The 13802-nt window shown below is 48.1% G+C and carries 12 protein-coding genes and 1 pseudogene; 12 read left to right on the top strand and 1 reads right to left on the bottom strand.

Features of this window, described 5'->3' with window-relative positions:
* Nucleotides 1-137: 137 nt before the first annotated feature.
* The 12 genes and pseudogenes from G8764_RS06125 to G8764_RS23050 all read left to right on the top strand — a co-directional run.
* A complete protein-coding gene (locus G8764_RS06125; protein ID WP_166162860.1) occupies nucleotides 138-521 on the top strand; it encodes a C-glycoside deglycosidase beta subunit domain-containing protein in 384 nt (127 codons plus the stop codon).
* A gap of 3 nt (nucleotides 522-524) precedes the next feature.
* Complete coding sequence (locus G8764_RS06120) at nucleotides 525-1526, top strand: sugar phosphate isomerase/epimerase family protein (protein WP_166162857.1); 1002 nt, start codon at nucleotides 525-527, stop codon at nucleotides 1524-1526.
* A gap of 3 nt (nucleotides 1527-1529) precedes the next feature.
* Nucleotides 1530-2129 (top strand): gluconate 2-dehydrogenase subunit 3 family protein, encoded by a 600-nt coding sequence (locus G8764_RS06115; protein ID WP_166162854.1) that lies wholly within the window; start codon nucleotides 1530-1532, stop codon nucleotides 2127-2129.
* A 5-nt stretch (nucleotides 2130-2134) separates the two neighbouring features.
* Nucleotides 2135-3817: a GMC oxidoreductase gene (locus G8764_RS06110; RefSeq protein WP_166162851.1), complete on the top strand. Its 1683-nt coding sequence runs from the start codon at nucleotides 2135-2137 to the stop codon at nucleotides 3815-3817.
* Between the two features lie 33 nt (nucleotides 3818-3850).
* Complete coding sequence (locus G8764_RS06105) at nucleotides 3851-4447, top strand: thioredoxin family protein (protein WP_207951685.1); 597 nt, start codon at nucleotides 3851-3853, stop codon at nucleotides 4445-4447.
* 478 nt (nucleotides 4448-4925) lie between these two features.
* Nucleotides 4926-7106, top strand: coding sequence for a TonB-dependent receptor (locus G8764_RS06100; RefSeq protein WP_166162849.1), 2181 nt, complete (start codon nucleotides 4926-4928; stop codon nucleotides 7104-7106).
* 212 nt (nucleotides 7107-7318) lie between these two features.
* On the top strand, nucleotides 7319-8566 hold the full coding sequence (locus G8764_RS06095) for an MFS transporter (RefSeq protein WP_166162846.1): 1248 nt from the start codon (nucleotides 7319-7321) through the stop codon (nucleotides 8564-8566).
* Between the two features lie 180 nt (nucleotides 8567-8746).
* A complete protein-coding gene (locus tag G8764_RS06090; protein ID WP_207951684.1) occupies nucleotides 8747-9754 on the top strand; it encodes an aromatic ring-hydroxylating oxygenase subunit alpha in 1008 nt (335 codons plus the stop codon).
* A gap of 25 nt (nucleotides 9755-9779) precedes the next feature.
* Nucleotides 9780-10157, top strand: coding sequence for a C-glycoside deglycosidase beta subunit domain-containing protein (locus tag G8764_RS06085; RefSeq protein ID WP_166162843.1), 378 nt, complete (start codon nucleotides 9780-9782; stop codon nucleotides 10155-10157).
* A gap of 19 nt (nucleotides 10158-10176) precedes the next feature.
* The gene (locus G8764_RS06080) at nucleotides 10177-11181 is read left to right on the top strand and encodes a sugar phosphate isomerase/epimerase family protein (RefSeq protein ID WP_166162840.1); all 1005 of its coding nucleotides are present in this window, start codon (nucleotides 10177-10179) and stop codon (nucleotides 11179-11181) included.
* A gap of 386 nt (nucleotides 11182-11567) precedes the next feature.
* Nucleotides 11568-12209, top strand: coding sequence for a TetR/AcrR family transcriptional regulator (locus tag G8764_RS06075; protein ID WP_166162837.1), 642 nt, complete (start codon nucleotides 11568-11570; stop codon nucleotides 12207-12209).
* Nucleotides 12210-12600: 391 nt separating this feature from the next.
* Nucleotides 12601-12753 (top strand): annotated as a pseudogene (locus G8764_RS23050) (hypothetical protein); the annotation flags it as partial.
* Here G8764_RS23050 and G8764_RS06070 read toward each other — a convergent pair.
* On the bottom strand, nucleotides 12693-13748 hold the full coding sequence (locus G8764_RS06070) for a sugar phosphate isomerase/epimerase family protein (RefSeq protein WP_166162834.1): 1056 nt from the start codon (nucleotides 13746-13748) through the stop codon (nucleotides 12693-12695). The pseudogene G8764_RS23050 and the gene G8764_RS06070 overlap by 61 nt on opposite strands.
* Nucleotides 13749-13802: the final 54 nt, after the last annotated feature.

Genomic DNA, 13802 nt, shown 5'->3' with positions numbered 1-13802 from the left:
TGGCGTTGAAGGCGGCAGGTCTCAAGAATTTTTCAGTCAATTGATTCCTTATTTGAGAGTAAACCGAGTTGCTGGTTTACCTCGTTCAGATTCAAGTTTGGCTAAGGTATTCAAAAATTAGATAAGTGGGTAGTTTTATGATTGATCATCGCATCATCGATAGTAATTCATTAACGTTATCGAAACAGGGTGTCACGGTATCCATTCAATTGCCGTGGTATAGAGCCCTGCCTTTATCAGTTATATCGCTCGACAAAATAGAAGTTGATGGACAGTCATTTGATGTGCCTGAATTAACTTTTGAGCTGAACGGTAAAAAGATAAAAGTTAAAGAACTGCAGGATCATTTTGATGAATTCTGGTTCGTGTTGGACAGCGCCGTCGTACATCTGGATGAGTGTGTTGTTAAGGCGGGGGAATCCCATCGCGTGTTTGTTGCGTTTACCGTTAAACCGCCGTACTTGTCCGGGTTTACGTTGCCCGTTGTGTGTGAGAAAGACATTGTCGCTGTAGAGGTTTAATAGATGAATACTGCCGGAAATACATTGAAGCTTGGAACAACCCTGTACAGCTTGACTACGGAATTCTACTCCAAGCGTTTCAGTTTTGAAGAGTTGGTTAGAAAAGTTGCGTCGGAAAATATTGGGCCGGGCCTTGAAGTCGTTGGTTTTCAGAGTATCAAGGGATTTCCTGTTGTCTGCGATGAGTTTGCAGCAAAATTCAAAGATCTGTTGGCGGAGACGGCGCTTATTCCAACGTGTCTGGGGGTTAACACTGATCTTTGGATTAATCCGAATCGTCCCATGTCTGAGGACGAAAATGTTCAGTACCATGAGCGTCAGCTGGAAGCGGCCGCAAAACTCGGCTTTACTCTTGTGCGGTATCAGCTGTTGGCCGGCCCATCGGTGATCGAGCGCTGTCTGCCCTGTGCTGAGCGTTTAGGTGTGAAAATGGGGCTTGAAATTCATGCGCCGCATCATGCTCAACACCCGGACATCATTGAATTTCGTGAAATGTATGAACGAGTCGGTTCTCCAATGCTGGGCTTTATTCCAGATTTTGGCTCTACAAGCAGAGCTGTTCCGCCCAGCTTCCTTGCGGCGCAGCGGGCTAAAGGTGTTCCTGATGAACTCATTGCACTGTCGGAAAAGATTTGGCTTGCAGAAGGAAAGTCTTCGGAGCGAAAAAGTCATTATATAGATGCTGCTCGGGCACAGGGTTTTGACGAGCATTGGATTCTGAGTCTAGCTGGTATGTTTAGTCTGTTTGGTCGAGCAAAACCAGAATCTTGGATGGAGATAATGCCGCAGGTCATCCATATCCATGGGAAGTTTTTTGACTTTGATGAACAGGGTGATGAAGTGTCGGTCGATATGGCCCGGATTCTGCCCCTTGTGGTCGAGTCGGGTTATGACGGATTTATGTCCAGTGAGTACGAAGGTCATATCTGGAGTGAAGAGGACGGATTCGAAAAGATTAAGCGTCATCATGCGCTGGCGAGAAGAATCCTGTCTTCTTTAGATTGAAAAATGATTCGTAGTAAGGGGTTGAAAGTGCCGGGAATTGATAGTTCTGATCAAGCACAAGCTTTGATCGGTCGCCGAGATTTTATTATTGGGTTATCGGCAATCGGAGCAATGAGTATCTGGTCTCAGATTGGTAAGGCGAGTACCGAAAACAGTGATCCATTGTTGAATTATATCTGTGACAAAACAATTCCCGATACCGAGACCCCGGGAGCCTTGGCAGTTAATGTACCAGCGTTTATCAGTCTCGCATTGGGGCATGCTTTCTGTAATACCAGCGGCGATGAGTTGCGTCGCTTGAGGGAGGAGCTTGACCAGGCCGCAGGTGGTGCGTTCATGAGTTTGTCGGAACCGCAACGATTCAGTGTATTTTTTCAGTATGACGCCGATTGTTTTTCGTCTTTTGAGAGCAGTCGACGATCAGTGTGGCCGGTTATTAAAAAGCTGATACTTATGGGTTATTACACCAGCGAAACGGGTGCGTCAAAAGAGCTTCAATATACCTTTACGCCCGGCAGTTTTAAGGCCGATTTGCCGTATAAAAAAGGTGATCCGGCTCAAGCTACCGATTTCTTTGCCACAACAGACTTTATTGGATATTGATCAATATGAAACAAGATTTTGATGCAATTGTCGTTGGGTCTGGAATCTCTGGTGGCTGGGCGGCAAAAGAGTTGTGCGAAAAAGGCCTAAAAGTCGCGCTGATAGAACGCGGCCCCAATATCGAACACAGAGTAGATTATCAGACGGAGTTTAAATCGCCTTGGGAAATGCCTTACCGGGGATTTGGTGATCAGGCTAAATACAAGGAGCGCTATCCGAGGCAGCGAGGATTGTTCTTCGATGAATACAATGAACGTTACTGGGTTGATGATTTAAAAGAGCCCTATCAGGAATCCGGTTCTCAGGGTTTTCAGTGGCGGCGAGGTTACCAGACTGGTGGGCGATCCCTGACCTGGGGCCGGCACGCCTTTCGTCGAGGGGCGCAGGACTTTGAAGCGAATCTTGCTGATGGCTATGGTGTGGACTGGCCCATTCGATATCAGGATATCGAGCCATGGTATACCTACGTTGAGAAATTCATCGGCGTTTCCGGTGATAGTACCGACGAAGTTGTCGGGCTGCCCAATGGTACATTTCAAGCGCCATTCCCACTCACTGCACCGGAATTAGCATTGAAAGAACGCCTCGCAGAGCATTACGGTAATCGTCGGCAGGCGATTATTGGTCGTGTCGCTCATATCCGTGAAGCTAAAGATGGTCGGGCTCCCTGCCAGGCGCGTGTTGTATGCTCCAGGGGGTGTTCCTATGGGGCGTATTTCAGTACCCAGAGTTCGACCCTGCCTGCCGCGAAAGCAACAGGGAATCTCACTGTTTTAAATAACATGATTGTTGAAGCTGTTGACTACGATCCGGCAACAAAACGGGCAACAGGGATCAGAGTAATTAATGTGGAAAAGGGCGTAAAAGAGTCTATCTCCGCGAAATTGATTTTCTTAAACGCTTCAACGCTGAATACCATCGCTATTTTAATGCGTTCGGTTTCGTCAGAGCATCCTGATGGGCTGGGTAATTCCAGTGGTACACTGGGGAAGTACATTATGGATCATGCGCAATCCTTCACGATTGCAAAAGTTAAAGGGTTCGAAGGCAGCACATATTCTGTGAATCGTCCTGCAAATCTGATTATTCCTCGATTCGCCAATTTGACTGAACCGTTGGAAGGTGCCGTGCGTGGGTATTCTTATCAGGGTGGCGTCTTTCGCGAAGGTTATCCGCGCGGTGCAAAGATGAAAGGGGTGGGTGCGTCCTTCAAACAAGAAATAAAAAGTCCCGGCGATTGGATGTTAGCCCTGGGCTACTTTATCGAGGCATTGCCTGTTGAGACGAATGCGGCATCCCTTTCTAAGACTAAGCAGGATTCCCACGGCCTTGCTCAAATTGATGTGCATTATGAATGGACGGATAACGAGCGTGCGCTGGCAAAAAATGCGGCCGCTGAGGCCGTTAAAATGATTGAGTTAATGGGCTGGGATGTAGTCCATGCATCCACTGAAATTGGCTCGCCCGGGAGCGCTGTTCATGAGATGGGGGGCGCGCGCATGGGGCGTGATGCTAAAACCTCCGTACTGAACAGTCATAACCAAATGCATGATGTCAGAAATGTATTCGTGACCGATGGGGCGGCCATGGCTTCTTCCGGGACGGTGAATCCGTCCCTAACGTATATGGCGCTTACCGCCCGGGCAGCTAACTATGCTGTTGAAGAAATGAAAGCGGGGCGGCTGTAACTGTTACGTTCAACATAACCAGAGGAAATAATAATGAGACATGAATCCTTAATGCTTCAATTAGGTACCCCGGCGCCAGATTTTACACTGTCCGATGGTGACGGTGTCAGCTGTAGCTTGCGTGATGTGTTTGGTGAAAAAGGCCTTTTAGTTGCTTTTATCTCTAACCATTGTCCATTCGTCCTGCATCTGCTGCCGGGATTGCTTGAGTTTGCGCGCGAGTATCAACAGAAAGGCCTGGGTGTGGTTGCCGTCAGTTCGAATGATAGTGTACAGCACCCCGAGGATGGTCCTGACGCGATGGTGGACTTTGGACGGAAGAATGGATTCACCTTTCCTTATTTGTACGATGAAGACCAGTCCGTGGCCGATGCCTATAGGGCAGTCTGCACGCCGGATTTTTTTTTGTTTAACGAGCAGTATGAGTTGGTCTACTGTGGCCAGTTTGATGATAGCCGCCCGTTTACTGAGCATAGTCAGGGCCCAAGAACCCAATTACCGGTCACGGGAGAGAGCCTTCGTTCGGCGGTTGATGCAATGATTGCGGGTACGCCGCTTCCAGCGCTGCAGTATCCGAGTAATGGTTGCAGTATTAAATGGAAACCGGGCAGGGAACCCGGTTGGTGGTAAGTGTATAAACTATCGCATCGGGTGTATTGCGTACTGTTGATTACAGTTCGGTGCGTTGTTCAGAAGATTGCGAATACTGTTTCACCGTGAGTGGTTAATAGCCGGATTGTTTCCAACGAGATCATGCAGCGTTACAACAATAAGCGCAATACGCGAGTCTGCTAATCGTTCGATCTGGATAGGGATTTTTTCACCATGATTCGTTACTGGTTAAACTTTTTCTAATTGACATTAAAAGAAACAATGAATTAGCATTCGTATTCATTTGTCGGTTTTACGATATAAAAAAAGATTTTTTGTCGTGGGTTCTAATAATTCTTTGTCTGTTATGTGGTGGTATTCGTAGTGAGTAAATGTACTGTTGTCTAGTTCATTTCTCCTGAATTGCGGACGGTAACGGCAGCAGTTACGTCCGTGTACGTGGTTGAAATCCGGGTCGAACCGGCGAGTTTTTAATTTTTTCAGTGAGGGAATTGGTATGAAAATAAAGATAAAAAAGTTGAATTTAGCGATGGCATCTTGTTCGATGCTTACAGCTTTTTCGGTGCCTTATACGCAGGCTCAAGAAGTTGATATGGCCGGTAATGCGTTCTCTTTAGAGGAGGTTGTTGTAACTGCCAATCGCGTTGAGTCTGATGCACAAAAAACAGCGATTTCTCTTACGGTCTATACCGGTGAAAATTTGGCAGCTAGTGGAGTGTCGGATATAGCGTCACTGGCGCGCATGGATCCGAGTGTAAATCTGACCAATAATGGCGGAGCTGGGTATGTTGCTATTCGCGGCGTAGCCTCAGCCGATACTACCGAAATTGGTGACCCTTCTGTACCGATTGCTCGTGATGGATTTTTCACCAATCGTCCCTACGGGCTGCAGCTATCAATGTATGATGTGAGCCGTGTTGAGGTTCTTAAAGGGCCACAAGGTACTCTGAATGGACGAAACTCAACCGGAGGCTTGATCAGTATCATTACAAATCGTCCTGAAAATATTAACAGTGGCTATGGTTCGATTGAGGTTGGCAATTATGGAGCTTTCAATGGTGAATTAGGTTTCAATTTAGCGCCGTCGGATACTGTCCAGTTTCGACTGTCAGGTATACGCCGAAAGCATGAAGGCTATCGTTATATTACGCCCTTAGATAAGCACAGTGATGATGAAGATTCAGGCTCAGTTCGCCTACAGGCGGCAATTTTTCCGACAGAGGCGCTTAGTATCTGGGCTTCCTATCAGCATGATGACATTTCCAATCTGGGGGCTGCTGTAATGCGGACTCAGCCAATGGGTGAGCGCCCTGATTTTGGTGATGCCGATACCGTCGAAGGGATAACGCCTATCTACAATAAGATGAGTGCTGACCGCTACCGTTGGGAGGTTGTTTATGACCAGCTTCCAATGGACGTGACGTTAACTTATTCCGGTGGTTATGAAGACTTAAAGTCTGATGCAGGGAATGAATCGTTCGATACAAATTATCCCGTTTTACGCCAGTTTGTACGGCATGAAAACCCGGAAACCACAAACCACGAAGTGCTTCTCGCCAGTTCGCCAGATAGTACGTTTACTTTCCAGCTTGGATACTTCTATTTCAATGAATCCAACACCTTGTTATCTGGTGTGTATAACCTCGACATGCTCGATGCTGACATACCTCAATATGCAGATCAGTATGCTTTGAGTTTTGATTATGATGTAGAAACAACATCTGATGCTGTATTCGGTCAAGTTGGTTTTGCACTAGCGGAACAACTCAAACTCTCAATCGGTGGTCGATATACTTGGGATGAAAAGCGGCGGAGCGGAGATCAAACTCTGGTTCTGGCGGCTCTGCTTTTTCCCTCCATGCCCTATAATCCTATAGTCACCGACAGCGCAGGTTCAATGAAGGAAGAGCAAGCGACTTATCATATCGGTTTGGATTACGAGGTCAATAACGATAGCATGTTTTACGCTAAATATGATACTGGATATAAATCGGGTGGTTTTAATACAACGATTGGCAGCTCCGTTATCTACGAGCCAGAAATTATGAAATCCTTTGAAATTGGTACTAAAAATCGATTTCTTGATCGTCGTATTCAGTTCAATCTTGCCGCTTTTTACATGGATTATTCGAACTATCAAGCTTCGCAGCTTGCTGACTTAGGTGCGATGACGTTCAATACAGGTGATGCAACTATATCTGGTGTAGAAGCGGAATTTACTGCGTTATTTGGGGGAAGTCGTCGGCTGAGTTTTAGTACTGCGTTACTTGATACAGAGTTCTCCGACGGCGTATATGCCGCAAGCGGCGGCGTTAATGTTGATATTAGCGGAAACAGTTTGCCAAATGCACCTTCCTTTGTCGCGTCAGTCGGCTATGATCAATCTTTTCAAATTGAAAGTGGTGAATTGATTGTGCGTCTAGACGGTAAATATACGTCTGATTTCAACTACAGCGTCTTCGAATATTCTGATACGGAATCAAAGAATTCGCTCGTGTTTAATGCATCGCTTGGTTTTATACCTGGCGGTGGTTCCTGGCAATTAAGTGCTTTTGTCAGAAATTTGACCGATGAAGTTGTGCTCAGCCGAGCTAGTCGAAATGAAAATGTTATGGTCAATGAGTATGAGTTCCAGCCACCGAGAACCTATGGTGTGCGTGCCAGCTTTAATTTCTAAACAATTTTTCCTGCCTCTGGAAATAGTCTATTTTTTCAGAGGCGGGAATGGTCAAGATTGTTATTTCAAGATTATTTGTTGATTAGTTTTAACCGTCTCTAGATCAAAGGGTTTTCGATGTCAAAAACTGAGTCTCATCGTTAAATCACACTTTGATAGTTCATCTTTCAGGTATATGTGCCTGTCTAATAATATTCTGACAAGGGGGCTCAATGGCCAACAGAAATGCTGGAACTCTTCAGGGAGTCACGTTAATCCTGATAGGGTATATGCCTACATTGGCTTTTATCTCTTTGCCAGCGGTGCTGCCAAGGCTCATTAGTCATTTTTCTGATTATCCGGGTGCGGGTACGCTGGTTCCACTACTAGTGACAGCGCCGGCTTTACTTGTGGCAATTTTGTCTCCCGTGCTAGGTTGGACTGCTGATCTAATTGGGCGCCGCGCGTTGCTGCTTTATTCACTTGCCATCTATACCGCGTGTGGTGTTGTTCCGGTGTTTCTCGATGATCTGATTGGGATTTTGATCAGCAGGGCGGGATTAGGCATAGGTATTGCCGCGTTGCTTACCATCGGAACGACGCTTTATGGAGACTACTATGAGGAAAAGGAACGCAACCGCTGGTTTGCTATTAACGGCGTTGCGGGCTCCATACTCGCGACTCTCGCTATTCTCGCCGGTGGTTTGTTAGCCGATGCGTTAGGGTGGTGGGGGCCGTTTACCCTTCATGCCATAGGTTTGCCCATTTTTGTACTGGCCTGGTACGCCCTCTGGGAGCCAAAGCATATTGATATTGATTCGGGTAACGCTAAGCCTGAATCGACTCAATTTCCATGGAAACGCCACCTCGGTGTATGCAGTGTTTCCAGCGTTGTTGCATTTATATTTTTTATTCAACCCGTTCATATTGGCATTGCTCTAGACGAAGTCGGCGTAGATTCCTCTTCGAAAATTGCAGTGATCAGTATGCTCGCAAGTATCGGTGTTCCGTTCGGTGCTTTGATTTACAGTCGCATATCTATGTGGCCGGTAGCGACACAGTTGACCATCATGCTTGGATTAAACGCTATTGGTTTAATTGGTATTGGCTTGTCAGAAACGTATTGGTGGGTTGGTATCGCTTCGCTTCCGCAACAGGCAGGTAACGGGATGGCGTTTCCCATTTTGTGGGCCTGGTGTCAGAACGGCCTTTCATTTAAGTATCGTGCGAGAGGGATGGGGATCTGGAGCACCTTTTTCCTGACTGGGCAATTCCTATGCCCATTGATCACAGGATTTATATCCGTGCAAATGGGGAGTATTCGGCAGGCGCTGTTTGTCCTTGGATTCTTTGCCTTGGCTGTAGCTGTTTTTGCGGCGTTGGTGAGATTACGTGGTGTTGGAAAAAAAGCCAATCCTGTTCATGAAGAGAATCTTGCATTAGGCGCTTCAATACCTGTTCATATGGACAGTACTGAGTGAAATAAAAAGCTAAAAAGTATCAATCTTACTCTTATCTGTCTAGACGGTGGGCTAATTAATTGGTGTGACAAATCCAAGAAAATATCGACTGTAATAATTATAGAGAGCTTTTATTTTTAGGATATGGAGCGAAATATGAATAACGAAATAAATACAGAGTATGTACTCAATTGCTGGTAAATGGCTGCCTGGGTTGAGGAAGTTCCGGAGGAGGGATTCCTCAGTCGGAAATTTCTTGATAAACCTTGGCTGCTCTGGCGTGAGCTGGATGGAAGTTGGGTTATGGTCTCAGATCGCTGCCCTCATCGTTTTGTACCGCTTAGTCGAGGTAAATTCAATGATGGAAAAATATCCTGTGGGTATCACGGGCTGACCTTTAACGGAAAAGGAGAATGTGTTTTCAACCCCTTCAGTCAGCAGATTCCGAATAATGCGAGGCTCTCCACCCTTCCTGTTGTCGAGCGTTATGGTGCGTTGTGGTTTTGGCTGGGTGATGCGTCGCTCGCTGATCAGGATAGCATTCCTGATTTTAATTTTATTGAAACAGGACAGCCCATTTCGTGCGCACACTACCTCATGGGCGTTAACTATGAGTTGATCGCAGATAATCTGCTTGATTTAACGCACGCAGAATTTTTGCATGTAGAAAATTTTGGAATGAAGGGGTCGCTTTTCAGCCATGGCAAGCAGAAGGTTGAAGTTGATGATAGTGGCGCGATTTGGAATAAATGGGATACCAAAGATGCACCGCCTCCAGACTGGCCTGAACACTTAAAGCGAGAGGGAATCACAATAGATGAGGCGCTGCACATACGTTGGCATGCGCCGGCTAGTCTGGCGTTATTCATTGAGATAAATCGTCATGACACTGGAGAGCCTGTCATCCCTCCGATGGCGAATCCACATATCCTAACTCCTGAAACCCAAAAATCCACGCATTACTTTTTTACTCACGGGAGGAGCAAGGAAGCTGAAGAACACGCACGCAAGGTATTTCTAACGGAGGATGAGCCTATGCTACAGGCGCAGTCTGATGCCATGGATGGCGAGGATTTCTGGGACTTAAATCCAGTGGTAATGCCGAGTGATGTTGCAGCGATTCGCGCTAGACGACAGTTGTTGAAGTTACGTAGTGAAGAAGCTGATCAGCGTGAAGAAGTAGTTGCTCAGTTAAATTTTAACAATTAAATCCTGGTAATAGAGAGAAATTAAGATGATGCATCATCGTGTTATTGCGGATAACGGATTGAAGGTAACTTCCGGTGGTTGTGCAGTGGCTGTCCGACTACCCTGGTATCGCTCATTACCACTTTCTGTTGTGGACGTTGTCAGTATTGAGTTCGATGGGCGTGTTATTGACATGTCAAATGTCGTGTTTCAGTTGGAAGGAAGCAGTATTCGGCTCGATGAGCTCAGAGCTCGCACCACCGAAAACTGGTTTGTTCTTGATACGGCTTATCTTGTTCTAAATGAGAAAAACCTGGAGGTAGGCAAGGAATACGATGTAGCAGTAACTCTCGCCATTTATCCACCGTACTTAAAAGATCTGCATCGTGTTGTGCGAACACAGAAGCGTTTGTTGGCCCATTGACAGAAAAGTAATCATTAATATGCAATCAGCATCGTCCTCAAATTTACGACTCGGTAGCACACTGTATAGTTTTACCACCGAATACCATAATCATGATTATTCCTTTGAGTCGCTCATTCGTCGAATCGCCGCTGAAAATCTGGGCCCGGGTCTTGAGATCGTCGGATTTCAAAGTATTAAAGGATTTCCCGTTGTCAGTGACGCTTATGCAGACTGGTTTCGTGGCCTGATTGACGAGGTTGGACTGGAACTTTCCTGCCTGGGAATTAATTCGGACTTCGGTATCAATCGCGATCGTAAGATGACGGAAGACGAGCTCTTTGACTACCACGTTCCGCAGTTGCATGCAGCTGCGAAACTGGGCTTTCCCCTGATCCGTTACCAATATGGTGCTGGGCCCGAAGCGATTAAGCGGCTGGTGCCGGAGGCTGAAAAGCTGGGTTTGAAGCTGGCACTTGAGATCCATGCATCACATCACGTTCAGCATCCTGTTATTTTAGCGTTCCGTGAAATGTATGAGCAGGTAAATTCACCCTTGTTGGGCTTTATTCCAGATTTTGGTGCCTCTGTTCATTCTGTTCCACCGAGCTTTCTGGACTTTGTACGCAGTATCGGCGTCGCCGAAAGCATGATCGATCTTGCACTGGAGGTTTGGCATGCTGGCGGTAATGGTTCTGAAATGGCGGCTCAGTTTTACCAGAAAGCCGTTGCAATGGGTGGTGACGCGGATTTAATTCTTGAGTTATTCCCTATCTTCGGACTGTTCAGTCGGCAGGACCCTCGCGATTGGGCGGAAATAATGCCGCAGACCTTCCACATCCACGGAAAGTTTTTCGACTTTGCAGATGACGGCGCGGAAGCGTCAATTGACTATGCCTCCACATTAAAGGTGTTTGTCGAGGGTGACTTTAACGGGTACATGTCCAGTGAATACGAAGGGCACCATTGGACGGATGCTGATGCTTTTGACAAAGTTAGACGTCATCACGCGTTGGCAAGCAGTATTTTGCATAAGCTGGGTTGATGCCGATTTACCGTGGTCTGGTTGAGCCAGAACACGACTTGCAGGCTATGCATAATTCTTGATTACCATTCCAAAAATGGTGTCGACTGGTTATAGCTAGCAGGGGTCTCCTTGGCAGAGGTGTTTTGATTCTCGCTTCAAGAGACCTCTTCAACGATCCGCGCGTTTGTTAGACGGGGCGCGATAACCCATGGCGGTGAAGGGTTAGTTGAAGGGGCTGTCATTTAGCAGAAGGTGGAAAATTGATGGAAGTTTGATATCATGCGCGCTGACAAATTTGCCACGAAATGATCCCGACACCCCAGCATTCCAAGAAATCCAGCGTTATTTCACTGGATTTTAGCTGCTTTGCCCTGGTGTCGGCTTAGCTTGGATTGCGAGAATTAATGAGTAAATCAATCGGTATCACCAATCCCCCTAAACAAAAGCGCAGTAGATTATCATTGGAGAAGGTGATTAAGGCTGCATCTGCACTCATGGCGGAACGTGGAGACGACAGTTTTACCCTCCAAGAAGTTGCGCAAAAGTCAGGTGTTGCAGTCGGCACATTATATGGTCGGATTGCCAGTAAAAGGGAGCTTGTTTGGGCCGTTATGGATGAGGTATATCGATTGAGAGTGCCTCGACAAACGGAAATGATAAACCGCCTGGACGCCTACCGTGGGTTGAAACCGCTTATTCCGATGCTCATTGATGAATGGGCAGAAGAATTGCGTCAAGACGCACTGGTTGTTCGAGCAATTATGTCATGCGCTGCTAAAGATCCAGTCGTAGAGACGCGAGGACGCACGATTCATCGTGAGCAAGTAGCCAGTCTTTCTACACTCATCTTGAAGTATCGCAAAGAGATTAAGCGGCCTGACCCAGAAAAAGCCATTGAACACTGTCTCGTTGTTACTTATTCCGCATTAGCACGTTTTTTAGGTTTCGGAACAGCTGCGGATGTGGCCGGTGAAGGCGATTGGGAATCTCTCAAAGCTGAATTGGGTATCATGGCGTTAGCCTACCTTTCTTGGCGTAGTCCTTGAATATTACGGGTCATAATAGCGCTTGTTGGGTGAGCTTGTTGCGGTCAAGTACAGTGGCATGGATAGCAATCTGATAAAGCCCGGGTGTATTCTTGAGCGCTCGGCGGGTTCCACTGGCACCAGTTCTGGCAGCTCAGCTGCCGCAGTATTAGCCTGTGGATGTAGTGGGTACAGTGGAAATACCTTGGCGTCCGGGGCTCTGAAATGTTAGCTCTGATGGAGGAGTCGTACCTATGAGAACGTCAAGGAGAGAAATTCTGCAGGCGGGCCCCGTGGCGTCGTCAGCGCAAGCGTATCGCAAGCATTGTTGGCAGCAGCTCTGATCAACCCGTGCCTGACCAACGTCATCTTCCATGAGGGCCTGCAGCAGACCGGGGCCCTTTTGTCGGAAATGATCACCCCAACCACTGACTCCCCCTGCGCGATAATGGCTGGAGTGCCGGACTTTATCGCCACCATCCTCGCTCATCGCCCGTGCTGCGGTTATTTCAGGCCCAAAATACGGCGGTTGGCTGCTTCATTATTGCCGCTGCCAGCGAAATCGTCAAAGGCCTTGTCGGTGGTGCGGATGATGTGGCGTTTGATAAAGTCGACCCCTTCGCGGGCGCCGTCCTCGGGGTGCTTGAGGCAGCACTCCCACTCCAGTACCGCCCAGCCCTCGAAGCCGTACTTGGCGAATTGACTGAAGATCGCGCTGAAATCCACCTGGCCGTCGCCCAGAGAGCGGAAGCGGCCGGGGCGGTCTTTCCAGTCCTGGTAGCCGCCGTAGATGCCGCTGCGGCCGTTGGCCACAAATTCGGCGTCCTTGACGTGGAACATCTTGATGCGCTCGTGGTAGAAGTCGATGAACTGCACATAGTCAAGCTGCTGCAGCACGAAGTGGCTGGGGTCGTACAGGATTTGGCAGCGGTGGTGGTTGCCGGTGGCTTCGAGGAAGCGCTCGAAGGTGACGCCGTCGTGCAGGTCCTCACCGGGATGGATCTCGTAGCACAGGTTGACACCCGCCGCGTCAAAGGCATCGAGGATCGGCAGCCAGCGATCGGCCAGCTCGCGGAAGCCGGTTTCCACCAGGCCCGCCGGGCGTTGGGGCCAGGGGTAGACGGTGTGCCAGAGCAGGGCGCCGGAGAAAGTGACATGCTCACTCAGGCCGAGGTTGCCGCTGGCTTTGGCTGCCAGCCGCAGCTGTTGTTCGGCCCATTCGCGCCGCGCCTGGGGTTTGCCGCGCAGTTCGGCCGGGGCAAAGCCGTCAAACAGCTCGTCGTAGGCCGGGTGCACAGCTACCAGCTGGCCCTGCAGGTGGGTGGATAGCTCGGTGATCTGCACTCCGCCTTCGGCGCAGATGCCTTTCAGCTCATCGCAATAGTCTTTACTCTCGGCGGCGCGCTTGAGGTCAATCAAGCTCGACTCCCAGGTGGGAATCTGCACGCCCTTGTAACCCAGGCCGCCGGCCCAGCGGCAGATGTTTTTCAAATTGTCGAAGGGGGGCTCACTGCCGGCGAACTGGGCCAGGAAAATGGCCGGGCCTTGCATCTGTGTCATGATGGGTATCTCCAAAATTGTTCGGTGTGGTTTAGCAATGTTATCGATCAGTGT

The organism is Pseudomaricurvus alcaniphilus (assembly GCF_011440395.1).
Classification (GTDB): Bacteria; Pseudomonadota; Gammaproteobacteria; order Pseudomonadales; family Cellvibrionaceae; genus Pseudomaricurvus; species Pseudomaricurvus alcaniphilus.
Note: the sequence above shows the minus strand (reverse complement) of the source record. Positions and strands in the feature narration are given on the sequence as shown.

Coding starts and splice junctions, on each gene's coding strand:
- G8764_RS06100 (WP_166162849.1), top strand. CDS start 4,926: ATGAAAATAAAGATAAAAAAGTTGAATTTAGCGATGGCATCTTGTTCG.
- G8764_RS06120 (WP_166162857.1), top strand. CDS start 525: ATGAATACTGCCGGAAATACATTGAAGCTTGGAACAACCCTGTACAGC.
- G8764_RS06090 (WP_207951684.1), top strand. CDS start 8,747: ATGGCTGCCTGGGTTGAGGAAGTTCCGGAGGAGGGATTCCTCAGTCGG.
- G8764_RS06075 (WP_166162837.1), top strand. CDS start 11,568: ATGAGTAAATCAATCGGTATCACCAATCCCCCTAAACAAAAGCGCAGT.
- G8764_RS06115 (WP_166162854.1), top strand. CDS start 1,530: ATGATTCGTAGTAAGGGGTTGAAAGTGCCGGGAATTGATAGTTCTGAT.
- G8764_RS06070 (WP_166162834.1), bottom strand. CDS start 13,748: ATGACACAGATGCAAGGCCCGGCCATTTTCCTGGCCCAGTTCGCCGGC.
- G8764_RS06110 (WP_166162851.1), top strand. CDS start 2,135: ATGAAACAAGATTTTGATGCAATTGTCGTTGGGTCTGGAATCTCTGGT.
- G8764_RS06125 (WP_166162860.1), top strand. CDS start 138: ATGATTGATCATCGCATCATCGATAGTAATTCATTAACGTTATCGAAA.
- G8764_RS06095 (WP_166162846.1), top strand. CDS start 7,319: ATGGCCAACAGAAATGCTGGAACTCTTCAGGGAGTCACGTTAATCCTG.
- G8764_RS06080 (WP_166162840.1), top strand. CDS start 10,177: ATGCAATCAGCATCGTCCTCAAATTTACGACTCGGTAGCACACTGTAT.
- G8764_RS06105 (WP_207951685.1), top strand. CDS start 3,851: ATGAGACATGAATCCTTAATGCTTCAATTAGGTACCCCGGCGCCAGAT.
- G8764_RS06085 (WP_166162843.1), top strand. CDS start 9,780: ATGATGCATCATCGTGTTATTGCGGATAACGGATTGAAGGTAACTTCC.